This is a genomic window from Herbaspirillum sp. alder98, assembly GCF_020179755.1.
In the GTDB taxonomy this organism is placed as follows: Bacteria; Pseudomonadota; Gammaproteobacteria; order Burkholderiales; family Burkholderiaceae_D; genus Herbaspirillum.
Genome location: NZ_JAIUCY010000002.1, coordinates 123,069 through 146,245 on the forward strand (window position 1 = coordinate 123,069; position 23,177 = coordinate 146,245).

21 protein-coding genes are annotated in these 23,177 nt (G+C 57.6%); 14 read left to right on the forward strand and 7 right to left on the reverse strand.

What is annotated here, in order from left to right; all coding sequences use genetic code 11:
- Positions 1 to 48: 48 nt before the first annotated feature.
- Both LBW87_RS05475 and LBW87_RS05480 read left to right on the forward strand, forming a co-directional pair.
- On the forward strand, positions 49 to 699 hold the full coding sequence (locus tag LBW87_RS05475; protein WP_225200437.1) for an amino acid ABC transporter permease: 651 nt from the start codon (positions 49 to 51) through the stop codon (positions 697 to 699).
- A complete protein-coding gene (locus LBW87_RS05480; protein ID WP_225200438.1) occupies positions 696 to 1,466 on the forward strand; it encodes an amino acid ABC transporter ATP-binding protein in 771 nt (256 codons plus the stop codon). The genes LBW87_RS05475 and LBW87_RS05480 overlap by 4 nt, the downstream gene beginning before the upstream one ends.
- Positions 1,467 to 1,665: 199 nt before the next feature.
- Here LBW87_RS05480 and LBW87_RS05485 read toward each other — a convergent pair whose 3' ends face one another.
- The 7 genes from LBW87_RS05485 to LBW87_RS05515 all read right to left on the reverse strand — a co-directional run bounded on the left by LBW87_RS05485 (position 1,666) and on the right by LBW87_RS05515 (position 11,555).
- Complete coding sequence (locus LBW87_RS05485; protein WP_225200439.1) at positions 1,666 to 3,042, reverse strand: DUF3526 domain-containing protein; 1,377 nt, start codon at positions 3,040 to 3,042, stop codon at positions 1,666 to 1,668.
- Positions 3,039 to 4,445 (reverse strand): DUF3526 domain-containing protein, encoded by a 1,407-nt coding sequence (locus LBW87_RS05490; protein ID WP_265112874.1) that lies wholly within the window; start codon positions 4,443 to 4,445, stop codon positions 3,039 to 3,041. Before LBW87_RS05490 ends, LBW87_RS05485 begins: the two co-directional genes overlap by 4 nt.
- Positions 4,446 to 4,453: 8 nt before the next feature.
- Positions 4,454 to 5,158: an ABC transporter ATP-binding protein gene (locus LBW87_RS05495; RefSeq protein ID WP_225200440.1), complete on the reverse strand. Its 705-nt coding sequence runs from the start codon at positions 5,156 to 5,158 to the stop codon at positions 4,454 to 4,456.
- A 17-nt stretch (positions 5,159 to 5,175) separates the two neighbouring features.
- Positions 5,176 to 7,311, reverse strand: coding sequence for a TonB-dependent receptor (locus LBW87_RS05500; protein WP_225200441.1), 2,136 nt, complete (start codon positions 7,309 to 7,311; stop codon positions 5,176 to 5,178).
- Between the two features lie 165 nt (positions 7,312 to 7,476).
- Entirely contained in the window at positions 7,477 to 9,945 is a 2,469-nt protein-coding gene (locus LBW87_RS05505; protein ID WP_225200442.1) for a TonB-dependent receptor, read from the reverse strand.
- A gap of 98 nt (positions 9,946 to 10,043) precedes the next feature.
- Positions 10,044 to 11,045 carry a FecR domain-containing protein gene (locus LBW87_RS05510; RefSeq protein WP_225200443.1) on the reverse strand — a complete coding sequence of 334 codons (1,002 nt, stop codon included), beginning with the start codon at positions 11,043 to 11,045 and terminating at the stop codon, positions 10,044 to 10,046.
- A complete protein-coding gene (locus LBW87_RS05515) occupies positions 11,046 to 11,555 on the reverse strand; it encodes a sigma-70 family RNA polymerase sigma factor (protein WP_225200444.1) in 510 nt (169 codons plus the stop codon).
- 759 nt (positions 11,556 to 12,314) lie between these two features.
- Between LBW87_RS05515 and gspG the strand changes: the two genes are divergently transcribed.
- The 12 genes from gspG to LBW87_RS05575 all read left to right on the forward strand — a co-directional run bounded on the left by gspG (position 12,315) and on the right by LBW87_RS05575 (position 23,177).
- The gene (gspG, locus tag LBW87_RS05520) at positions 12,315 to 12,752 is read left to right on the forward strand and encodes a type II secretion system major pseudopilin GspG (protein WP_225200445.1); all 438 of its coding nucleotides are present in this window, start codon (positions 12,315 to 12,317) and stop codon (positions 12,750 to 12,752) included.
- Between the two features lie 37 nt (positions 12,753 to 12,789).
- Positions 12,790 to 13,977 carry a type II secretion system F family protein gene (locus LBW87_RS05525; RefSeq protein WP_225200446.1) on the forward strand — a complete coding sequence of 396 codons (1,188 nt, stop codon included), beginning with the start codon at positions 12,790 to 12,792 and terminating at the stop codon, positions 13,975 to 13,977.
- Positions 13,974 to 15,656, forward strand: coding sequence for a GspE/PulE family protein (locus LBW87_RS05530; protein WP_225200447.1), 1,683 nt, complete (start codon positions 13,974 to 13,976; stop codon positions 15,654 to 15,656). The genes LBW87_RS05525 and LBW87_RS05530 overlap by 4 nt, the downstream gene beginning before the upstream one ends.
- Positions 15,657 to 15,663: 7 nt before the next feature.
- A complete protein-coding gene (locus LBW87_RS05535) occupies positions 15,664 to 16,470 on the forward strand; it encodes a hypothetical protein (protein WP_225200448.1) in 807 nt (268 codons plus the stop codon).
- A 74-nt stretch (positions 16,471 to 16,544) separates the two neighbouring features.
- A complete protein-coding gene (locus tag LBW87_RS05540) occupies positions 16,545 to 17,018 on the forward strand; it encodes a PilN domain-containing protein (RefSeq protein WP_225200449.1) in 474 nt (157 codons plus the stop codon).
- Between the two features lie 44 nt (positions 17,019 to 17,062).
- Entirely contained in the window at positions 17,063 to 17,641 is a 579-nt protein-coding gene (locus LBW87_RS05545; protein WP_225200450.1) for a hypothetical protein, read from the forward strand.
- Positions 17,638 to 18,183 (forward strand): hypothetical protein, encoded by a 546-nt coding sequence (locus LBW87_RS05550; RefSeq protein ID WP_225200451.1) that lies wholly within the window; start codon positions 17,638 to 17,640, stop codon positions 18,181 to 18,183. Before LBW87_RS05545 ends, LBW87_RS05550 begins: the two co-directional genes overlap by 4 nt.
- A complete protein-coding gene (locus tag LBW87_RS05555) occupies positions 18,180 to 20,501 on the forward strand; it encodes a secretin N-terminal domain-containing protein (protein ID WP_225200452.1) in 2,322 nt (773 codons plus the stop codon). The genes LBW87_RS05550 and LBW87_RS05555 overlap by 4 nt, the downstream gene beginning before the upstream one ends.
- Entirely contained in the window at positions 20,498 to 20,974 is a 477-nt protein-coding gene (locus tag LBW87_RS05560; protein ID WP_225200453.1) for a type II secretion system protein, read from the forward strand. Before LBW87_RS05555 ends, LBW87_RS05560 begins: the two co-directional genes overlap by 4 nt.
- 2 nt (positions 20,975 to 20,976) lie before the next feature.
- On the forward strand, positions 20,977 to 21,366 hold the full coding sequence (locus LBW87_RS05565) for a type II secretion system protein (RefSeq protein ID WP_413927617.1): 390 nt from the start codon (positions 20,977 to 20,979) through the stop codon (positions 21,364 to 21,366).
- A 14-nt stretch (positions 21,367 to 21,380) separates the two neighbouring features.
- A complete protein-coding gene (locus LBW87_RS05570; protein WP_225200455.1) occupies positions 21,381 to 21,878 on the forward strand; it encodes a type II secretion system protein in 498 nt (165 codons plus the stop codon).
- A 510-nt stretch (positions 21,879 to 22,388) separates the two neighbouring features.
- A complete protein-coding gene (locus LBW87_RS05575; RefSeq protein ID WP_225200456.1) occupies positions 22,389 to 23,177 on the forward strand; it encodes a hypothetical protein in 789 nt (262 codons plus the stop codon).

Below are 23,177 nucleotides of genomic sequence, written 5' to 3' on the forward strand. Positions count from 1 at the left end.
TGAGATGCTGTGGTCAGCAACGGCTGACTGCAGCTTGAGGGGGATGAAATGTTTGAACTGTTTATGCGGGCGCTACCGTTATTGCAGACGGCGGTGCTGATCACCTTGGGGCTCGGTCTAGGCTCATTTATCCTGGGCTCCATGTTGGGCATGTTGATTGCATTGGCCCGAATCTCCAACGTCAAGCCGTTGAAGTGGCTGGCGTTTGCTTACGTATCGATTTTTCGCGGTACGCCATTGTTGATTCAGATATTGCTTATCTACTTTGGCCTGCCCAACTACGGCATTACCATGGGGCCTATTCCGGCAGCCATGCTGGCCTTGACCCTGTTCGCCGCAGCGTATCTCAGCGAGAACTTTCGCTCTGGCATCTCGGCCGTGGATAAAGGGCAATGGGAGGCCGCATGGTCGATGGGCATGAGCTATCCCAAGACGCTGGGCCGAGTCATCTTGCCGCAGGCGCTTCGCATCGCCATTCCTCCGGTAGGAAGTCGCCTCATCGCCTTGATGAAGGACACATCCCTGGCATCGACGGTCACCGTCGTCGAGCTGACACGCGTTGCCGACCAGATTGGCGCCACCACCTTCCGCTACATGGAGATGTTCCTCATCGTCGGTTTTATCTACTGGCTTATCAACCAAATCCTGACCATTCTGCAGACCTGGCTGGAAGCAAAACTGTCGAGGCGTTACCAATGAACAATTTGTCGCAATGTACCGTACGGGTGAGCGGCCTTGCCAAGGCTTTTGGCCAGAATCAGGTCCTCAAGAAAGTCAGTCTGGAGGTGTCCAAAGGCGAGGTGGTTGTCATCATGGGCCCATCGGGTTCGGGGAAGACTACCTTCATTCGCTCCCTGAACCTGCTGGAGATGCCGGACCATGGAAGTATCGAGATCTGTGGCGTTGAACTGGCCGAGCCCGCATCGATGAAAGCATCCGAGCTGCGCAGGAAGACTCAGCAGATTCGGCTGAAAACAGCCATGGTTTTCCAGTCGTTCAATCTATTTCCTCACATGACGGCTCTGGAAAACGTCATTGAAGGTCTCATCTCGGTCAAAGGTATTTCAAAGGTCGTAGCGCGCGAGCGGGGCATGACGCTATTGGGCAAGGTCGGTCTGCTGGAAAAGGCGGACGCCTATCCCGCCAAGCTGTCGGGAGGCCAGAAGCAACGTGTGGCAATCGCTCGTGCGCTGGCGATGGAACCCGAGGTGATTCTGTTCGACGAACCAACTTCGGCGCTTGATCCCGAGTTGCGCGATGATGTCCTGGGCGTCATGCGCAGCCTGGCTCAGGATGGAATGACCATGCTGGTCGTTACACACGAAACAAAGTTTGCAAGAGACGTCGCAGACCGAATCGTCTTCATGGAAGGCGGGCACGTCCTGGAGGACACGTCACCCGAGAAGTTTTTTGGCGCCGGTGCAAGTGAGCGCTGCAAGCAATTCCTGGGACGTCTTGATGAGTAACTCGTTGTAAATTTTATACCTCTCTAGTAGTACCTTCTGGTTGGCGTCTCGTTACTTCGGTAGCGGGACGTTTTTTTTCATGCCAGAGAAGTCAGGCGACGATGAGGAGTGAGCAGCTATGAAGCTACCCGCATAAAAAAAGCCGTCACGAACGTATCGTGACGGCTCTATATCAGGTTAGGAGACTTGCTCTCTATCGTTAATCCGCCGCTGGCGACAGTCTGCGCCGGAGTAGGAAGGCGATGGCCAGGAGCAGGAATGCACTCAGGTAAGCCGGTGCTGTCATGCGAGCGCGCGAGCTGTCACTGGCGCTTTGGGGCGAATAGGTCACCGAGGGGAGTGAGAGAAATTCCTTCCGCGTCAATGCTTCGAAACGCATGATCTTTGGAACAAACATCGCTCTCCACGCATCTTCATATTGATTCACCCGTGATACGTAGCCCTGATAGTCGCTCGCACTAATGCCGGCCAGGCTTTCTGCTCTGCCCAGTAGCGCGATGTTAGGTAACAACCAATACCATTTGGACATCCAGTTCCACTGATTGGTGCGAGCGATGTCGAATTGATAGGCAAGCGGTCTGTATTGATTGTCCTGCGAAAGATAGCGGGGCACTGTCGAGACCGGCCATTCGGTTGCAGGCTCCGGTAGGGAATGCTCCTTGTACCATTGCGTCAGCAACTCTTCGGCATGGTCTTCCGCGTCTTGCTGGATTGCGCGCATTTCCACCAGTGTCGCCAAACGGGACGGCATTGGATTTTCAGCTTTGGCCAGCTCGCCAACCATCGTCGGTATGATAAAGATTCCGATAATCCAGGTACCTAACATGGCCACCATGGTGGCACTCGACGAGCGGGTCAACAGTATCAGTAGCGCAGCGACCGCGCCCCAGAAAAGCGCATAGCCGAAAACGTCTGGTAGCCAGGTGGTGAGAACAGACAGCTTGCCGCCGGTATCTATGCTGAGCGCCAACGCAGCCGCAATCGCCTCAATCGCGGTGAGGGTAAGAATACGAATGAGGAGCGCGGCCGCGAGAATGCGCCATTCGTTATCCACTTGAGAGACGACAAAGCGCCAGATACCCTGTTCTCGCTCCTCATTGACCAAGCCGAAACTCAAGGAAAACAGCGCGAGAGGCAAGAGAATTGCGACCAGGACGCCATGGTCCAGTGCGCCTAGTGACGCAAGATAGGGATTGGAAAGGCCCCCGTCCCGTCGTCCATCGACATGTCGGGATTCAATGCCCACCCTGGTGTCACTGGTGAGCGAGTCGAAGCGACTGCTGCCCAGTACAAGGCCTTCTCCGAGTGCCAGTTTTACGTTGGCGCCAGCCTGTCGATTGATATTGAATGGTTGGATCTTGATGGGCTTGTCGTCAGCAATAAGCCCGCCAGTGATTCGCTCAACGAGCGCCGTATGTGCTGATTTTTGAGTATTTTCCTCGGTGCGACGTGCCTTTGCATCAAAACTCGCCATCACGCCGCTCAACAGCAAGATGACGGCCGTTACCAGAACGATGACCATATTGCCCCGGTCATGGCGGAAGCGCCGCCATTCACTTGAGATAAGTCTCATCATGGCTTCAACCTCCTGGCGGCGTACATCAGAAACAGGGTCGCAGCGACCAGCCAGGCAGCGACGGTAGAAAAATCGATCAGCAAGTTTTGGATGCTTTGAGCGAGACTCGGGGGAATGTATTTCATCTTTGGTACTGATTGCCAGACGTTGTTGCCGGCATACTTGGCGTCAAAAGAGGTGATGCCCTGGGAGTTCGCGATATCCCATTGGTCGATAAGGGTGTTCACTTCCCTGCGATATTTCTCTGCCGCGCTCTCGAAGTGGTGTTGGGTGTCCAAATCAGTGCCCGCCATTGCCATCGCGATGTTCTTGATTGCGACTGCGGGACTGAAGCCAGAACCCAGGAGTGCCAGCGACTTTTGCTGCCTATATTTCTCCCACAGGGCAGCGAAGTGAACGTCTTGAACGCGTTCCCCATATCCATCGCGCTCGAGACGTCGTAGGGCATTGACGCCAAGGGGAAGGTCGTCGAGTGACTTGACGTCGTACTTCTTCAGAAGCGACGCGTCGAATCGCTTCATGCGTTCGGTCTGGTTGCCATCTCCTGGAAGTCCCTCGTCCGTGTCAGTCTTGATGTCACTCCAGAATTCTTCGGCAGACGGAGTTTGTACGAGTTGAGCCGCAATAGAAGTGCCGACGCGCGGCATCGTCATCACCATGACGAGCCAGAACAGCAGCATGAAGATAAGGGAGGTGCGGCTGCGCTTGAACAGGGCTGATGCACCGACACACAGGGAGCCGAAAATCCATAGATAGGCAAAGTAGCTGACTGCGGTGATGCCGAGACGCGGCCACATACCTGCATGGTTTCCGGGTAAGCAGGAGAGCAAGACGCCGACCACGATCCCAACGGGAAGGAGAACCATCCAGATGGCGAATTGGGAAGCCAGGAGCTTCGCTAGCAACAGACGACCGGATGAAACACCAAGGGCATGCATCATGCGCAACGTGCCTTGTTCCCGCTCTAAGCTGACGCTATTGAAAGTGATGGCAATGAGCATCAGCGGCAGCAGTGCGTACAGCAAAAGCATCGGCGAGAGCTGAGCGAACCTTGACGCTATGGTTTCATCCGCAGCAGGCGAGAATCGAGTGACGTTGCGGATGTGCGGTTCGATATACAGCGCCTGGCCGGACACCGCGGTCAAACCAGGTTCAAGAATGGAAATAGGGTTGTCGGGGCGCAGAACGTACTGCCCAAAATGGGCGCCTCGGTGGGGATTCTTGTCGCCCTGGAATTCCCATTGTTTTCTAAGCGCTTGATCAATGGCCTGGCGTTCCTGTTCGTTAGCGCTGTATTTCTGCGTCGCTACAAACAGAAGTGATGCGGACAGCAACAGGATAATCAGTGCAAGAACGCGAAACCTCCCGTCCTTGATGATGGACGACATTTCCTTCTTCAACATGGCGGTCATCATAGCGCTGACTGGGAGAATTGAAGGTACTTCCGGGCCAATTGATCGGCACTGACCTCAGCCATCCTGAATTCATCCACCAGATAGCCATTCTGCATGATGCCCACCTGGTCAGCCACCTGACGCGCATTTTGCAGGTCATGCGTGGCCATCAATATCGCCATGCCTTTTTCTGCCGCATGGCCGATCTGCTCGGCAAAGTCATTGGCCGCAGCGAGATCCAGGCCCGACGTCGGCTCGTCGAGAAGCATGACCTTCGCGTGCTTTGCATAGGCAATAGCAAGCCCCACCTTCTGTCGCATGCCTTTGGAGTACATTCCGGCCCGGCGCGTATGGTGTTTTTGGTCCAGGCCCGCATCGGACAACATATCGTGAGCCTGGGCGTCCGACAGGCGGATGTTCGCCAGCGTGCAGAAGTACTGGAAATTCTGAATACCCGTGAGGTACGGATACAGCGCCACGTTCTCGGGGAGGTAAGCGATCAATGAGCGCAAGGAGCCGCCTTCGCTGAGTTGCACGCCGTCGATATGGATCTGTCCGGCTACAGGCTTGATGAAGCCGAGCAGCGTATTGATGGTGGTCGTCTTGCCGGCGCCGTTGCCGCCCATCAGGGCGTACACGCTGCCAGAATTGATTTCCAGGTTCAACTGGTGCAAGACAGTTTTCTTGTCTCGCTGGACGACAAGATCTTTAATTGAAATCATCAGGTTGATACTCCGAATCAGAAGAAATAGCGCAAGGTCGCGCCAAATTGGTGTTTGGGCATAGGGGAGAGCAGCAAGCCAGCGGTCGTGCCGTAGGCGATGTCGCTACCAAATTCATGTGGTTGCAAAATGTAGAAGAGGCTGGCCTGCCATTGGCGGTAGTCGTAGGTTGCCTTCAAGTCGTAGCGTGTGTAGACGGGCATATCCTTGCTGGTCGACGGCGTGCCGCTGTAGAAGGGATTGCCGTCGGTGACGTATACGTCGATGTTGGTGGTCAGCTTGCCCGGACCCATTGGCGTCTTGTATTGGCCACCCGCCTTATAGGTATGTCGCGGTACAGACAACATCGCGCCGGTGCCGGGAGTGGGGTTGTTGATCCTGGCGGTGATAATGCGGCCGTAGTTCAGATAGACGCTAGCGGCGTCATTGAATTGATAGCGCGTCTCGAGCTCGAAACCCTTGCGTGTCGTGTCGCCGACCGACTGATAGACATCGGGGGCGGTGTTGACGATTTCGTCTTCATTCAACGTGTAGTACACCGCGCCACCGAGCGTCCAGTTATTGCCTGGTGTCGACGTAAATCCTGTGTCGTAGGATTTGACCTTTGTGGGCTTGATGCTGTTGCTGATGACCCCGCCAGTGCCGTTCAGCGGCCCAAGCGAGCCACTGGAACTGATCTGCTCAGCGGCGGGCGAGCGGAAGCCTTGCGCCACGTTCGCGAATAGCTCGAATGCTGGTGACACTGTCCAGACTGCGCCGTATTTCGGGGTGAAGACAGAGCCGGTGTAGTCGGTCGATGCTGCCGGCAACTTGCGGTTGTCGATGGAATAGTCGAACCGGTCATAGCGCAGCCCGCCGGTCACCTTGAGCGAAGGCACGATCTTGTACTGGCCCTGGGCGAACAGGCCAACCGTCAGGAGCTGCAGTCCCTGGTTGTTGATGTAGTTAGACGTTGGCAGGTTGTATTGATACTGCTGGCGGAATGCATCGCCTTCGTCATAGCGCATGTCGGCGCCAAAGATTACAGCCGATTTTTCGGTCAATGAAAGATTCTGCGCCAGGCGGCCGCCGAAGATGCGACGGTCGTCTTTGCCGACCGTGTGCTGCGTTGTGCTCGTGGTGATGGCGCGTGTCCGCTTGAAATCTTCCGCATAGGCCGTTGCGTACCATCCTTCTTCCGATGCGGCTGGCACGCGGTTGAACACCAGGGAGGTTCTTTCGGCGTTGCCGAAGCCTGGCAAGTTGTACTGGACGGATTTCGGGTCTAGTCCTGCCTGAAGTGATGGCAGCAGAAGATAGCCGGCGGCGGTGAAATCGGATTCGTAATGACTGGCGCGTACGCTGTAGATGCCGTCCCCAACCTTTTTGGAGAGTTTCCAAAAAAGATTGTTTCTACGATTGTGGGCGCGGGCACGGAAGCTGTCTGATTGATACAGGTCGCCGACGAAGTAAGACTTGATGTCGTTGTATTCACCAGAGAGCGCCAGGGAAAGGCGACGGCCATTGTAGCTCTCTGCCGTCACGCCAATGCTGGAGGGCTGGTCATGACCACCCGTGCGGGTCCGGATATCCACGGCGCCGGCGCGATTCTGGTCGCCATACAGCGCCGAAATGGGGCCCTTGATGACGTCGATACGTTCAATCATGTCGGGCGTGAGCCATTCCAGGAATACGGGGCCATGGCCGGCACCACCCTGGCTGGAAGGAATGTTCTGCGGCACGCCGTCGACATACACGGCGGTATCCGCACCGTGCGTGCCTTGCGTCGCGAATCCCCGCATGCGGAATCCATTGCCGGTGTCGCCCTGGTCGATGTTGTTTGCGACCACGCCAGGCACGCGGCGGAAAACATTAGACATGTCACGACCGACGTTCAGCGTTTCCAGATCATCGTGCGAAATGGTCGTCACCGCCGAAGGAAGAGCTTTATTGTCTACGCTGACATCCGAACGCCGCTTTACCGTTGATTCCGTTTGACCAGTTACCTCGACAGTTGGCAGTGCATTGTTTGTGTCGCCCTCGCGCAGAGGGTCATTGACGTCTGCCTCGGCAAATGCGTTGCCTGAGGCGATTGCCAGACTGACCAATGCAAGTTTCGTCATCTTGAATGCGCTGGGACGTGAAGAAGGGCGTTGTGATTCGGTTGGGCTCATTGTGGGCCGCCGGTATGGCCGGCGTAAGGAGGGGAGAGAGTGCCGAATTATATGCAACTCAGTTGCAATAAGCAACTGAGTTGCATTAATCTCGATCGCTTTTCTCTTCCGTCCTTTCGCGTCATCGCTGGCATTGACGTGCGGCTTGGAACCAACCCAGGGCAGTTAGAAGTTGAAGGAAGCGGACAACGTCAACGCGCGAGCGGAACCGACCAGCAGGTAGCCGCTGGGATTGGCTTCCCAATGGTGTCGATTGAACAGGTTGGTCACATTCGCACGGATCGTGACGGGGTTCTTTGATGCCTTGAAGACGTAGCGTGCGCCGAGGTCGAAGCGCGTCCAGCTAGGCACTGATTGCGTGTTCGCTGCGTCAAGATAGGTCTGTCCCGTGTAGACGGCCCTGGCAGTCGAGGTCAGGCCGGCAATCTGCGGTACATCCCATTCGCCAGCCAGGTTTGCCTGCATATCCGGGACGCCGACAGCGCGCTTTCCGTTGTTGATGCCGCCTGCGGTCTGGGTCAGCTTGGCGTTCAGGAACGTGATCCCACCAAGCAGCCGTACGCCACTGGCGACCTCGCCGAATCCAGATACCTCCAGGCCACGGTGACGCTGTTCGCCATCCAGGCTGTAGATCCGAGTGGTCGGATTCGTTATGCCGACCGGACTTGAAATCTGGAAGATGCTGGCACTGGCACCGAAGGTACCGTAGTCAAGCTTCGCACCCATCTCGACCTGTTTGGTCTTGAATGGTGCGAACACGTCAGCAGTATTGATGGCGTTTGCTGGCGGCTGTGGCCCTTGGGTCAACGCCTCGATATAGCTTGCATAGAGCGAGAGCGTTTGAGTCGGGCGCAGGACAACGCCGACCATCGGCGTCGTAGCGCTGCTGTCATACCGGCGAGTGATTGCGGCGGTCGTTGGGGCATAGGTCTGCGATTCAACGTTCTGACGTCGAAGTCCTGCCGTCAATTGCACCAGGCCATCGGCGAAGGAGAGTGTGTCTGCCAAGGCATAGCTCTGCAGCGTCACTTCGCTTGCAGGACCTTCGCCGTAGGTGGTTGCGGCCAACGGGGTGGTTTGCTGCGGCAGTGTCACGGGATTGTAGATGTTGGTCAGATACGTGGCATAAGCGGTCTGACCCAGGCGGTACGCCTGATGCATCCGGTTGGCGCTGACCGATACTTCGTGGCGAACCGCACCGGTGGTCAACTTCGCGCGCAAACCGACCTCGCCGGTGTAGGTCTCGTAACTGCCGAACTGCGCCGTGGAGACAGTGCTGACCGTGCCGGTATTGGTGGTAATGGTCCCACCTGGTGATTCTCGCTTGTTGAAATTGAACTTGTTGCCACCGAGGGTCGCGTACGCGGTGACATCATCCGTCAGGTCATACTCGACTTTGCCGAAGCCCGTGGTGCTCTGCGTATCGGAGAAGTCGTAGACCTGGCTGACGTTGATGTTGGCGTTCGGGACCGACGGGACTCTGACGCCCGCAGCCACGTTGTAGCCACGCTCCGGGGCTCTCATCCAGTCATCCTGATAGATCAGGTCGCCTTCGATGCGAAGATGGCGGCTCTTGTAGTCGGCGCCGATGGAAAGAGAATTCGTTCGCATGGACTGGTTATCGTATGGGGTGTCACCATCGCGCACAGCCGCATTGATACGGACCCCAAACTGATTGTCATCCCCGAAACGGCGTCCCAGGTCGGCATGTATGCCTTTTCGTGATTTTGACGAATATTCCAGGGTGCCTTCGGTCAGCGGCTCATCCCCGGCACGTTTGGTCATGATGTTCACGGCGCCGCCCACGCTTCCACCCGGTGCAATGCCGTTGAGCAAGGCGCTTGGCCCTCTCAGTAAGTCGATACGCTCCACAGAATCCGAGCCGATCCGGTAGTTGGGAAGCAGGCCGTAGAGGCCGTTCAGTGCCACATCGCTGTTGGGGACCCGGAAGCCACGAATGGTGTAGGCGTCATAGCGGTTGCTGCTGCCGATGGCAGCGCGTACCGATGGGTCAAGTCCTGTCAGGATATCTGCGACGCTGGTCGCCTGCTGGTCCTGGATCAGTTTGGAGGTGAAGCTGACTGCGCTGAATGGAATGTCCAGGAAACTCTTGTTGCCCAGCAGGCCGAGTGAGCTGGTCTTGGCAACCTGGCCGCCGGCAAACGTGGGCGGCGCCGCGTCTGCATTTGACGAGACCGTAATCGCTGGAAGAGGCAGGGATGAATCTGTCGCCTGAGCGCTCTGGGCAGGCCTCAGTGCGTAGCCACCGTCAGGTTGAGGAATTGCTACGATGCCACTGCCACTCAATAACATCTGCAGCGCTTCGCCGGCCACGTAATTGCCCGACACCCCTGGTGTTTGAATGCGCTGCATGGCGGCGGTGTCATACGCGACGTTGACACCTGAGGTCCGTGCGAATTGTTCCAGAGCCGCCAGCATGGGGCCGGGCTGGATGCGAAAGCTTTTTATGGCACTGGTCTGCTGAGATGGCGCCTGGGCGTGAGCAGAGAGCTGTCCAAGCGCCATTGCCAGTGCCATGCTCAGGGCGCTGTAGTTGAGGAAGCGAAGAGATTTTGACGGCTTTCCTGCGGCCGTTCTGCAGTTGCGAGGTTTCAACGAGGTGACTGGGCGCATGACCTGATTCCTAAAGAGGTTTTTTATGTTGCTTCCTCTGTAGGACGAGCGAGATTTGAAAACACCTCAAAAAAACATAAAGAAATTGACTCTTGTGTTCAACCTGGCTGCTTACGGCTTACCTGGACCCAGTATCTCGTCATGAAGCGCAGGTCGACCGGCTGGGTAGTCGAAAGGAATCTCAGGGTTTTGTCGGTGTCCGCGATGTGATAAAGCCCGGAGACTCGCAGGTCTGATACGGATTCGTCACACGTCACCAGGCCACGCCGGTATCGCGCAATTTCCGCCACCAGGTCGGCCATGCGTGCGTTATCGGCGACAATCAAGCCGTCTTTCCAGTCATCGATGCCGATTCCTGATGGCGCAGCAAGCTCCCCTCTATCGCTATAGAGCCACCATGTCTGCCCGGGCAATACCGGGATGATCTGCGGGTTGGATGCTGGCGTCAGTTCAATGGCGCCTTCTTGCAGGCTGATACGTGCTCGACTATCTTCACGGCGAACCGTGAAGCGAGTGCCCAGCGCCTGTAGCCGGCCCACATGGGTATGGACCCAGAACGAGCGTTTTACGCCGGCGCGGCCGGTGAACTCAGCGTCTGCGCCAGTCACTACCAGGATCTCGCCGCGGTGTAGCGTAATTTCCCGGCGCGCTTCGCCGAAATGAATACTGATTGCGCTATCCGTATTGAGGGTAATGACGGTTCCATCCTCAAGCTGCAGCGAACGAATCTCTCCCACGCCAGTAGATTCAGAGGCGATAAGTCTTTGCCAAGGTGCTTCCTTGCTGACCAACCAGGCTGTGGGGCCCGCCACGGCGGCGAGCAGCAACAATTTCAGGGTTGCGCGGCGTTTCTTGTCGTTGCCGGAGCGAACCCGGTCGACACTATCCAGCACGCCTTTGGCCACTCCCGGTGGAAGATTCCGGAAGTTCTCCTGGACGCTGGATACGCGACGCCAGGCTGCAGCATTGGAGGGGTGCGCCTTGAGCCAGTGCTGGAAGGCTTGTTTTGTCGCGGCATCCGGTTTGTTGAACTGAACCTTGACGGCCCAATCTACCGCCTCGACTAGCCGCTTGTCTGCTTGGGGCAGTGCGTTTGCCATCTAATTTGTCGTTGTCAGCGCACAGCATTGCAGCAGTGCTGAAGCAATATAACGCTCCACCGTAGCGCGTGACACACCCATGTGTTCTGCAATCTGAGGGCAGGTCAGGCCATCGAGCTGCGCTAGCAAGAAGGCAGTTCGGATCTTGGGCTTGAGCGAATCAAGCATTCGGTCAATCTGGATAAGTGCTTCCAGGACTAGAAGACGGGATTCTGGAGAGGGCGCCGTTGCTTCAGGCATTGCGGCCAGAGTGTCGAGCCAGGCCCGCTCCAGCTCTCGCCGGCGCCAATGTTCTACGACGAGATTCTTGGCTACGGTGCTCAGATATGCACGCGGCTCCCGGTATTGCTGCATCGCCGGGCGGTTCAGCAGCCGGACGAATACGTCATGCGCCACATCTGCCGCTTCGAATCCATCGCCCAGCATCTTGCAGAGCCAGCGATGCAGCCAGCTGTGATGTTCTTTGTAGAGCGCTTGAATGGATTGCTCTGTGGCGGCGGAGTGGGCCATGGTGGGTTGCAGTTAGGAAATGCCAGATCAAAATATTCGAAATGAGAATTATTATATAGTAGGCGATAGCCCAAGCGAAACAAGCGGATAGCTTCTCTTCGATGAGGTATGGCAGCCTGTTGGCCCTATCGTCGAATTTCTCTTCAGCAGCCAGATAGACCTCTTCGACCTTGTGCGTCTTCAAGCAAAAGGGCGGCCCCCGGCGCCCTTGATTATTGGTGCATCAACATTGTCGCCGACCCACAACAGGTTTTTCCCGATGGGTATCGAGACCGCACCAAGCTCTTCCATTTGTGAAGAAAGTCCACGGCGGCACCCGCCAGGGCACGCATTAGAAGAGGTTGAGTCCGGCCAGGAAAAATGGAAACCATCCACGTCCCTGTCCATTGATCAGCTGCTGCACGGCGGGATACGTTGACCTTTAATCATGACGCACATTTTTAGTTTGAAACTTGCTTGACGCCAAGTAAAGCAGAATGCTCTAATGAAAAAACAATAAAAAAAAACTGCAGCCGCTGATGAAACGTCCATAAGTTTCAAGACAAGAAGATTCTGGGAGGAGGCGGTGAAATGTCAGGGTGCAATCCCTGTCTTTTGCATGTCGGTTTAGCTATTCTTGTTTGTATCAGCGTCAGTTCGCACTTGATCAGGCGTTGGGGAAGTTGTTTGCGTCAGGAAGCTTGAGCTTCGGGGAGAAGCAGCATTCCTGGATTCGTTTTTACCCTCGCCTTGACCATGTTGTCACACCATCGAACACCCATGTTTCAACGTTCCACCAGTAACTTTGTACGACGGACTGCGCCGCTTGGATTCACCTTGCTGGAGCTGCTGGTCGTTATCGTCATCATCGGCTTGCTGGCCGCGTATGTCGGGCCGAAATATTTCTCGCAGCTGGGCAAGTCGAAGACCACCATTGCCAAGACCCAGATCAACGCATTCGAGCGTGCGCTGGATGCCTATCGGCTGGATGTTGGGCGTTATCCGACTGGGGAAGAGGGGTTGTCGGCATTGCTGGTCAAGCCGGCGGCGGTCGGCCAGTGGAATGGGCCCTATCTGGGCAAGGAGATTCCGCCCGATCCCTGGGGTAATCCCTATGTCTATCGTTCGCCCGGCAGCAAGCGGGAGATCGAGATTATTTCTTATGGTGCTGATGGACGGGCCGGTGGGGATGGCGAGGCGGCCGACATCAGCAATTGAGTTCATCGCATAAATTTTCACTCCACGGAATTTTCCCATGTGGTTCAAGGTTCGAGCCTTGTCGTCGGACGACATGATCACGCACGTGACATTGGCTGCGATCGACGAAATGGACGCCCGGCGGCAGGCCGAGGCGCAGGGGCTGCGTGCGCTGTCGATCGTCAGCACGCGCCAGGGGCTGCCGGGACGTCGTTCGACCTCAGGTTTTTCCGTCCTGCTGTTCAGTCAGGAACTGCTGGCGCTGTTACGCGCCGGCCTGAGCATCGTCGAGACGCTCGAGGCGCTGCACGAGAAGGAAGAAAATGCGGGCGCACGCGCCGTGTTGGGGCGTCTGTTGCTGGCCCTGCGGGAGGGCAAGCGGTTCTCGGTCGCCCTGGGCGAGCAACCGGCAGTGTTTTCGGCACTCTATGCCGGCATCGTGCAGGCCGCCGAAGGAACTAGCAGCCTGCCGCAGTCGCTGGCGCGTTTTGTCGATTACCAGCAGCGCATCGATGGCATCCGTACCAAGATCGTCAGCGCCATGATCTATCCGCTGATCCTGTTGCTGGTGGGTGGGGGCGTCACCTTGTTCCTGGTCGGCTATGTCGTGCCGCAGTTCGCCGAGGTCTATCAAGGCGCCGGGCGCAATTTGCCCTGGCTGTCGCAGTTATTGCTGGATGCCGGACGCATGATGACGCGTCATGCGCAACTGGTCTGGGTGGGTATCCTGTTGGCGCTCCTGGTCACCGGTGTCGCAATTTACCAGGCCATCGCCAGCGGCTGGCTCATCAAATGGGCCGGACGATTGCCGGGGTTTGGCCAGCGTCTGCATGTGTATGCCTTGTCCCGCCTCTATCTGACACTGGGGATGTTGCTGGAGGGAGGCATTCCGGTGGTGACGGCGCTGCAGACCACGCGCAGTGTGGTCAACGTCACCTTGCAGAAGGACCTCGACCTGGCGATCGAGGCCATACAGTCGGGTATGCCGATGTCGACGGCGCTCAGTGAACGGCGCCTGACCACACCGGTTTCGCTGCGCATGCTGCGTGCCGGTGAGCGTTCTGGGGAGTTGGGGCAGATGCTGACGCAGGCTGCAGCATTCTACGATGGGGAGATCGCACGCTGGATCGACCGCTTTACCAAGGTGTTCGAACCAGCCTTGATGACCGCTATCGGGATCATCGTCGGCGCCATTGTCGTTTTACTTTACATACCGATCTTTGATCTGGCGGGGAGCCTCTCATGAATGCACGTGTCGATTTTTTTCCGGTGATTGATCCCGGCATGCTGGCGCGAGCGCGCGCGGTCGCGGCACAATCAGGCAAAACCATCTTGAACGAGCTGGAGGTGGCCAGCGGCCTGGATCCGCGCGCGCTGATCGCGGCCGTCGGCCTGTTGTTGCAGTTGCCGGTGGTGGAAATGGCCGCCATGTCGAAGATGCAGCCAGCCTTCGACATCCTGCCGTTGTCCAAGGCGATGCAGAAGCGCTGCCTGGTGCTGCGTTCGGCGCAGCCAGGCCTGGTCGGCATCGTTGGCGACCCGTTCGACATGGATGTGCAGCGATGGCTGCATTCGCGTGGCTGCACCAGCCTGTCGCTGGCGCTGGAGAAGGATATCCAGGCCTATTTGTCGCGGCAGGAAGAGTCGGTACGCGCCGTCGACCAGCTCGGCGCGCCCGGTGCGGACGCCCGCCGCGAACAGAAGACGACCACCGTTTTGTCGTATACCACCGTGTCGGGCGCGGCCAGTCCGGCGGTGCAGCTGGTCAATTCGACCCTCTATGACGCGCTCCGGGCGGGCGCTTCCGATATCCACCTGGAGAGCACCGCGACCGGTATGGACGTCAAATACCGGATCGATGGCGTGCTCGATCATGTCACCACCGCGCAGGGCGTGGAAGAAGCGCAGCGTGCCATCTCGCGCCTGAAGGTGATGGCAGAGCTTGATATCGCCGAGCGGCGCGTGCCTCAGGATGGCAGCTTCCGGGTCGAGTCCGGTGGACGCGATATCGATGTGCGGGTGTCGATCATGCCCAGCATCCACGGCGAAGACGCGGTGATCCGGATCCTCGACAAGCAATCGATGACCGATGACGCCGGCGCCCTGACACTGGATTCGCTGGGCTTCGATGACGCTTCCCTGGCGACGGTGCGCATGCTGGCGCACGAGCCTTACGGCATGTTGCTGGTGACTGGCCCGACCGGTTCCGGCAAGACCACTACGCTGTATGCGGCGTTGACGGAAATGCACAACGGCCAGGACAAGATCATCACCATCGAGGATCCGGTGGAATATCAATTGCCCGGCATCCTGCAGATTCCCGTCAAGGAAAAAAAGGGCCTCACCTTCGCCAAAGGCCTGCGATCGATCCTGCGCCATGACCCCGACAAGATCATGGTGGGCGAGATCCGGGACCGGGAAACAGCCGAAATTGCAGTGCAGTCCGCGCTGACCGGCCACCTGGTGCTGACCACCGTGCATGCCAACAGCGTGTTTGACGTCTTCGGCCGGTTCTCGCACATGGGCATCGATCTTTACGCGTTCCTGTCGGCCCTGAACGGAATCTGGGCACAGCGCTTGGTGCGCCTGAACTGCCCGCATTGTTCTACACCTTATCAACCGGCCGAGCTGTCGCTGGCGCGGGTCAACCTGAGGCTGGCCGATGTGGCCGGGTACCGCTTCATGCGAGGCGCCGGATGTGGCGAGTGTCGTGGAACCGGCTACAAGGGGCGCCGCGCCATCGCCGAGATACTGGTATTGAATGATGCCATTCGCGAGATGATCATCGAAAAGAAGCCGATTCGCCAAGTCAAGGAAGCGGCTCGCCTCAATGGGACGCGCACCCTGCGCGAAGCAGCGCTGGAACTGGTGAAGTCGGGTGAGACTACACTCGATGAAATCAAGCGCGTGACCTTGCATACCTGACTGGACCATGTCTGCCTTGCGCATCGGCCTATCGAAGAGCGGCGTGACCGTGCTGCAGGTCAGCCGTTGGCGCAAGCCGCGAGTGCAAGTGCTGAAGGAGGCGGAACTGGTCGGGCCGATCGATACGGCAGAGCAATTGAAGCTCGCCCTGGATGCAGTGCTGGCAGGCATCGATGTGCGTTCCCGCTGGGTTAGCATCGTGTTGGCCGATGAATGGGCGCATTATTTCAGCGTGGCCTCGCCAGCGAACGTGACGCGCCTGGAAGATTGCAAGGCTGTGGCCGATTTGCGATTCAGGCGGCTCTACGACCTGGACCCGGCGCAGTGGAAGATCGAAGCGACCTGGAGCGCCAGTCATAATTTCCTGGCCTGCGCGCTGCCACGCTGGCTCATCGAGACGCTCTTGGCATGTGGCCGGCAGCACGGATTTCATCTGACAGGCATCGTTCCCCAGTTCGTCGGCGCCTGGAATCAATGGCATAAGCGCATTGCTGCCGATAGCTGGTTCGGTCTCGTGCATCAGAACCGGATCACGTTATGCGCGCTTCAGGGAAAACGGCCGGTCGATGTGGACACGCTGTTTGCATCGGCGCACGACGCGCAGAATTCCTCCTGGCTGGAAGAGCAGTTGACGCGCAATGCGCTGGTGCAGGGAAGGGAGATGCCGACGCGATTGTACTTATGTGGCATCCTGCAACCAACGTGGGCGAGTGCATCTGGCGAAGCGTTTCAGATGATCCCCTTGAAGGAACCTGAACTCCATGGTGTCGCATCGTCACATGGGGTCTTGCTGGCCATGCAGGGACACCGATGAGCCGTCTTCATATCGAATTTGCCGCCCGTGACTGGCGCTATGCCCTGGCAGATACGCGCTGGCCGAGTTGGCTCATGGCCATTGCCGGCTTGTCATTGTGCGTGTTTCTCGCGCTGCATATACAGTCGAAGTGGAAAACGGTTCAGGCCGGGCAGCAGCGGTTGCTGAGCTTGCAGCAAAGCCTGGCACGGCAACAGGAGCGTCAGTTGCCGTCTCGGCGTGAAGATATCCCGGCTGAACGCGCCAATGCGGTCAACCAGGCGGTTTCCCAGCTCAACCTGCCGTGGCGCGACGTGCTCGATGCACTCGAGCTGGCGACCCCCGGGTCGATTGCCCTGCTGTCGATGGAGCCGGATGCCGTCAAGCGAACCTTGAAGTGCGTGGCCGAAGCCAGGGATGGCGAGGCAATGCTGGCTTATCTGGAGCAATTGAAGCGAGCGGAATTCTTTGATTCGGTCGTCTTGCTGCGCCACGAACTGGTGGAGAAAGATCCCGGCAAGCCGATCCGCTTTCAGTTCGACGCACATTGGCCGATGGCGAAACCGTGAACACGCTGATTCATTACTGCAGTCGATGGTTCTTGCGAACAAGATTGGTCGCTTTGCACCTGGGTGCGGTGAACGTGGCGGCAGCCGTGTGCTGGGGAATTGCCCTGGCCGCATGGCTGTGGGGTGTGCCCTATTGGCAGGAACGACTCAGGCTGCAGCAGAGTGCCATTTTCGATACACGACAAGCCCTGCAGGCGCCCATGTATCCGCTATCGGCGACGCCACGCATGAGCGAGCGCGATCGGCTCAAGGCTTTTTACGACGGCCTGGGCGATATCCACTATGTAGAGCAACAGGTCAAGACGATTTTCTCGCTGGCGTCGACCAGCGGCGTGGCGCTGGCGCAGGCGGATTATCGGATGACGGAAGAAAAGGCCGGCGGTTTCAGTGCCTATCGCATCAGGTTTCCGGTAAAGGGTTCGTACAAGGCGGTGCGCCAGTTCTGCATGCAGGTGCTGATGGCCATTCCCTTTGCTTCACTCGACGAATTGCAATTCAAGCGTGCCGCGGTCTCCAGCGAGGTGATCGAGGTCAACCTGCAATTGACCCTTTATCTCAACAATGAAGGCAGCGCGCCGCGCGGCGCTGGGGCAGGGCTGCCGGGCAAGGATGGTGGATCATGAAACCGCTGCATCTGGTCCTGGCAGCGGGCCTGCTGGTATCGGCCGGGCTGGCCTTCTTTGGCGACAAGACCGAGCAGGAAACGGTGGTGGACGTGCCCGCCCGCATCAACGCAGGGGGCGCTAACCGGCCGCCGGTTACGCCGCCCAGCAATCAACCGGCAAGGGCTGGCGCCAGCGATGGGGCTCGTGGCGTGATCCTGGCGGTGAAGCCACGCGCCGAGTTGATCGGCGAACAGGCCAGCGCCACCAGCGGCGACCTGTTTGCGCGCCAGAGCTGGGCAGTGCCGGTGGCAACAGCGGTCAATGCGGCATCCGTGCCGGCGGTCGATGCCTCTGCTGCAACACTGACGTATGTAGGAAAGAAACAGGAAGATGGCATTTGGGAGGTCTATCTGGCACAGCAGGATCAACTCTTTATCGTCAGGGACAAGACGGTCATCGACGGCAAGTACCGGGTGGAGTCCATCGTGCCGCCAAGGCTGGTACTGACTTATCTTCCTTCGTCGCGAAAGCAGACAGTAATGATCGGGGACGCTCAATGAGCTCATCGCTTAGGGTCGTTTCACCTCTTGCGGCAGGCCGCTCGGTACTTGGTCGGCGCGCACGCCTGGTGTGCACCGTGGTGCTGATCGCGCTGACACTACAGGCTTGCACCACCGGGAGGACGGCCTATTCCTACGGTCGCGAACTGATCGCCCAGGACAATGTGGAAGGTGGCCTGGCGCAATTGCAGCAGGCCATGATGCAGGAGCCTGAAAACCTCGAGTACCAGAAGACCTACCTGCAGGCGCGTGAGCGCGCCATCTACAACTTGCTGCAGCAGGGCGACAGGCAGGCCGTGGCCGGTAACGCCGAGGAGGCCAGGGTGCTTTACCAGCGTGTCGTCAATATCGACCGGACCAACGTGCGCGCGCGCGACGCGCTGCAACTGCTTGAGCGCAATCAGAAACACCGGACATTGCTGGCCGAGGGGCAGGCAGCCCTGGCCCGCAACGACCTCAACACCGCCAAAGAGCGGCTATCGATCCTGGCGCGGGAAAATCCCGATGGCGAGAACACGCAGCTCTTGCGTCGGGCAGTGGCCGATCGTACCGAAGCGCTCAAGGGTCAGGACACGTTGTCGATCGCCTATCGCAAGCCGATCACGATCGAATTCAAGGATGCTGCCCTGAGACAGATATTCGACGTGATCTCGCGCAGTGCGGGGTTGAATTTCATCTTCGACAAAGAAGTCCAGCTTGACCAGCGCACGTCGATCTTCCTGAGAAACAGCACGATCGAAGCGGCCATGCAATATGTGTTCCTGACCAACCAGCTGGAGTCGCGCACGCTCGATGCCAATACCCTGCTGATCTACCCCAATACCGCCGCCAAGGCAAAGGATTACCAGGAACTTGTGATCAAGAGCATTTTCCTCGGTAACGCCGAGGCCAAGGTGGTTGCCAACACCTTGAAGACGATCCTGAAGTCGCGCGATATCGTCGTCGATGACAAGCTCAACATGATCATCCTGCGCGACACGCCGGAGGTCATCAGGCTGGCCGAACGCCTGGCGGCCCTGCACGACGTGCCAGAGCCGGAGGTGATGCTGGAGGTGGCGGTACTGGAAGTGTCGCGCAGCCGCCTGCTTGAGCTGGGCGTGCGCTGGCCGGGCAGTGTCGGTCTGACGCCGCTGTCGTCGACCGCCGGCGGCACGCTGACCTTGAACGACCTGCGCCGCCTGAGCGGATCGACCATCGGTGTCGGCGTAGACGCCACCACGATCAACGCGCGCCAGGACGACATCGATACCAATCTGCTGGCCAATCCCCGTATCCGTGCCCGCAATCATGAAAAGGCCAAGATACTGATCGGGCAACGGCTGCCCAACATCACCAGCACCGCGACCTCTACTGGTTTCATTTCCGAATCCATCAACTATGTCGATGTCGGTTTGAAGCTGGACGTCGAGCCCACCATCTACCTGGATAACGACGTGGCTATCAAGGTTGCGTTGGAGGTCAGCAGCGTCAACGGCCAGGTCAAGACGCAATCCGGCACGACTGCCTATGAAATCGGCACCCGCACGGCCAGTACGGTGCTGCGCCTGAAAGATGGCGAGAACCAGATCCTGGCGGGACTGATCAATGACGAAGACCGCAACACGGCCAACAAGATACCGCTGCTGGGCGAAATTCCCATCTTGGGGAAGCTGTTCGGCAGCCAGTCCAATAACAAGGTCAAGACCGAGATCGTGCTGTCGATCACGCCCCACCTGATACGCAATATCCAGCGCCCCGATGCGGCCAATTCGGAATTTAAGTCAGGTACCGACAACAGTTTCCGCACGCGCGCCGAGTCCTCGGCACCTGCGGCAGCGAATGTTGCGGTCGCGGGCCGGGCGCCTGGCGGGAATCCGGTGCTGCAAGACAGCAGCCGGGCGGCCCCCGCCGAAAGAAATGATGCCGCGCGTATCCACTGGCGGGCGCCTGACAGCGTGAAGGCAGGAGATACCTTTGTCGCGCAGTTGATGGTGGAGTCCGGCCAGTCCATCAACGAGATGGCGATGTCCATCGGCTTCGACAGCAAGGCGCTGCAGGTGCTGAGTGTGACAGAGGGAGATTTTCTCAAGCAGGGTGGTGCTGCGACCGGCTTCAGCAGCGAGGTGGATCCGAACGGCACGATTGGCGTGAGCACTGCCCGGGCCAGCAAGATGGATGGCGCCACGTTCGCCGCGCCGGCGGTGCTGGTCAGTTTTCGCGCGTTGGCGGCCACCGACCTGACGCAACTCAAGCTGCTGTCGTTCAATGCCATGGGCGCGGGCGGCCAGTCCGTCAGTGATGCCACGACGTCCGCACTGTCGATCAAGATTACGCCATGAGAGCGCAGCAGAAAGGCTTCACGCTCATCGAGCTGATGATTACGCTAGCCATCGTCGGATTGCTGTCGAGCATGGTCGTGCCGCTGTCGCAGGTAGTGATGCAAAGGGTACGCGAGCGCGAGCTGAAAGATGCGCTGTGGAGCATCCGGCATGGAATCGATGCCTACAAGCGGGCCAGCGACGAGGGACGCGTTGCCAAGTCGCTGGGCGACAGCGGATATCCCAGGGACCTCGAGGTGCTGGTCGAGGGCGCGGTGGATCAGCGCGACCCGCAGGGCCGCAAGATTTATTTTTTGCGGCGAATTCCCCGCGACCCGATGTATTTGTCCAATGACGGGCCGGACGCGGCTACCTGGAAGAAAAGAAGCTATGCCAGCGAGGCGACCGATCCGCAAGAAGGAGACGACGTCTACGATATCTATTCAGGTTCTGAAAAAGCGGGCCTCAACGGCATCGCCTATCGTCTATGGTAACCGTGCACAAGACTGATCGCTGCGTCCGCCGCGGCTTTACGCTGATCGAATTGCTGGTGGTGATGGCCATCGTCGCGATGCTGGCGACGCTGGCGCTGCCGCGCTATTTTCATGGCGTCGATGTGGCCAAGGAAACCATCCTGATCCAGAACCTGCGACTGACGCGCGAGACGATCGACAAGTTCTACAGTGACAACGCGCGTTATCCGGCATCGCTGGAGGAATTGGTCGAGAAGAAATATCTCAAGGCCCTGCCGGTCGATCCGCTCACCAACAGCAGCGCCAGCTGGGTCATTACGCGCCCTGAAGATCCTGCCCAGGGCGGCGTCTACGACCTGCATAGCGGGGCGCCTGGCGCGCGCCAGGATGGCACGCCGTTTTCCCAGCTCTGAGGTCGCCGCCTGCCATGTCCCGACATCGATCCTTGCCTGCCAGCGGCGGCTTTACCTACATCGGGGTCATGATCCTGATCGCCGTGATCGGCCTGGCATCGACGGCAACGCTGGCCGTCGGCAAGATCCATCAGCGCCGCGCTGCCGAAGAAGAACTGCTGAACATCGGCATGGAATTTCGCAATGCATTGATTGCCTATGCCAATGCCACGCCGTTCGGCTATTCCCGAAGTCCATCCTCACTGAAGGACCTGTTGAAGGACCCGCGGTTTCCCACGCCGCATCGCTATCTGCGCAAGTTCTATATCGACCCGATGACGGGCACGGCAGAGTGGGGCACCGTTCTTACTATCGATGGCAGGGGTATTCTGGGCGTGCATAGCCTGTCCGATGCCAAGCCGATCAAGATCGGAAATTTCCCTGACGCCCTGGCAGACTTCGAGAACAAGACCTCTTATCAGGATTGGCGATTCAGCGTGCCTGCTCAATTGGTATTGGATCCTGGTCTGTAAGCATCGCCGGCTTGGGTCCGGCGATTATCGCGGTTCGTCGAAGGGGCCATGCAAATGAACTCCTGGCTAGCCTCATTGCGACCTTGGGGCGCATGTCACAGCTAAAAACCGAGCCGCTCAGTAGCATAAAGAACTCACTTATCCGGTGGCTACAACATTCGTCTCAGGTCAGGGGTACCTACGGGCATACCCAATTCAGCCTGCTTCAGAACCGCAACAATTTTTTTTGTTGAGAAACGTTTTTTTTCATGGCAAACCTCCTTTGCTATAAGGCCTAGTTTGCCGAAAACTCACTTTCGGGGTGGTCTGGATTTACCGATGCGGATCACCGATCTCAAGAAAATCAAGATATTTATGACATTTTGGTTAAATTCCTGCGGTTCGGGAGGGTTGAATTCGTCTATATAGACGAAGGTCCATTTTTCTAACTTCGGTGTTTTATTTTTGTAATTTTTCTAGGATGCAGCTAGGCCTATGCCCGTCAGACAATGCTATGCGAAAGAGCATTTCGTGAATTCGGCGGGTGGTATGAGATGTCACCAGATTGTTGAGGGGGAGTTTGTGCGTCGATTATCTAAATGCATGTCACTGCATTGTTTTTTGCCTTTAATCAAAGGGGCGTTCTTCATCTCGATTCAAGTCGGAGTGCTGGCGCAATCGTCTGCCGCAGAGCTAAAAGTTCCCAGAAAGGTAGAAAAGGTCATGAATCAACAAGAATCTGTACTTTCCGCTGAACAGTTAGAGCAGAACCTAAAGGCGTCTCCTCGGCCTCGTAATTTAATTGAGCGCCTGGAAAATCTGAAATTGGCATGGGAGCATCACTGGCTGTTACATCGAGATTTTTACTCATCTCAAGGCTTGCCTAGTTTCTTGGGGATGCGCATCGAGAGCGTTGAAACGTCAGCCGAAGATGGCCGGACATCTTTTTTTATTTCTCTAAATGCATCAGGTGACGGCATTCCTATCCATGAGTCGAGCACGTCGCGGTCATCTCGTATTTTTGGATGGATTAATGGCAGTTTCAACATCGAAGACGGGAAAAAACGGGGGTGGATTAACTTAAAAGATATCGCTTCCAGTTTTTCGTTTGAAGACGTGGAAAAAGTATTTGGAAAGCACTGGACAAAAGTCCCGGTCGGATCCGCACCAAACTGGTTGCCCCCAGCTGCGGCGTCGCGCGACGGAAATTTGGATGTAACTTTTGATTTTAATGATTTCAACGAAGTGCATAGAAGGATCGTCGTTCAAACAAATCCTGACGGTACCGTTCGTTACTTTCGTATAGAAATAGAGCGCTGA

Coding starts and splice junctions, on each gene's coding strand:
- LBW87_RS05475 (WP_225200437.1), top strand. CDS start 49: ATGTTTGAACTGTTTATGCGGGCGCTACCGTTATTGCAGACGGCGGTG.
- LBW87_RS05480 (WP_225200438.1), top strand. CDS start 696: ATGAACAATTTGTCGCAATGTACCGTACGGGTGAGCGGCCTTGCCAAG.
- LBW87_RS05485 (WP_225200439.1), bottom strand. CDS start 3,042: ATGATGAGACTTATCTCAAGTGAATGGCGGCGCTTCCGCCATGACCGG.
- LBW87_RS05490 (WP_265112874.1), bottom strand. CDS start 4,445: ATGTTGAAGAAGGAAATGTCGTCCATCATCAAGGACGGGAGGTTTCGC.
- LBW87_RS05495 (WP_225200440.1), bottom strand. CDS start 5,158: ATGATTTCAATTAAAGATCTTGTCGTCCAGCGAGACAAGAAAACTGTC.
- LBW87_RS05500 (WP_225200441.1), bottom strand. CDS start 7,311: ATGAGCCCAACCGAATCACAACGCCCTTCTTCACGTCCCAGCGCATTC.
- LBW87_RS05505 (WP_225200442.1), bottom strand. CDS start 9,945: ATGCGCCCAGTCACCTCGTTGAAACCTCGCAACTGCAGAACGGCCGCA.
- LBW87_RS05510 (WP_225200443.1), bottom strand. CDS start 11,045: ATGGCAAACGCACTGCCCCAAGCAGACAAGCGGCTAGTCGAGGCGGTA.
- LBW87_RS05515 (WP_225200444.1), bottom strand. CDS start 11,555: ATGGCCCACTCCGCCGCCACAGAGCAATCCATTCAAGCGCTCTACAAA.
- gspG (WP_225200445.1), top strand. CDS start 12,315: ATGTTTCAACGTTCCACCAGTAACTTTGTACGACGGACTGCGCCGCTT.
- LBW87_RS05525 (WP_225200446.1), top strand. CDS start 12,790: ATGTGGTTCAAGGTTCGAGCCTTGTCGTCGGACGACATGATCACGCAC.
- LBW87_RS05530 (WP_225200447.1), top strand. CDS start 13,974: ATGAATGCACGTGTCGATTTTTTTCCGGTGATTGATCCCGGCATGCTG.
- LBW87_RS05535 (WP_225200448.1), top strand. CDS start 15,664: ATGTCTGCCTTGCGCATCGGCCTATCGAAGAGCGGCGTGACCGTGCTG.
- LBW87_RS05540 (WP_225200449.1), top strand. CDS start 16,545: ATGGCCATTGCCGGCTTGTCATTGTGCGTGTTTCTCGCGCTGCATATA.
- LBW87_RS05550 (WP_225200451.1), top strand. CDS start 17,638: ATGAAACCGCTGCATCTGGTCCTGGCAGCGGGCCTGCTGGTATCGGCC.
- LBW87_RS05555 (WP_225200452.1), top strand. CDS start 18,180: ATGAGCTCATCGCTTAGGGTCGTTTCACCTCTTGCGGCAGGCCGCTCG.
- LBW87_RS05560 (WP_225200453.1), top strand. CDS start 20,498: ATGAGAGCGCAGCAGAAAGGCTTCACGCTCATCGAGCTGATGATTACG.
- LBW87_RS05570 (WP_225200455.1), top strand. CDS start 21,381: ATGTCCCGACATCGATCCTTGCCTGCCAGCGGCGGCTTTACCTACATC.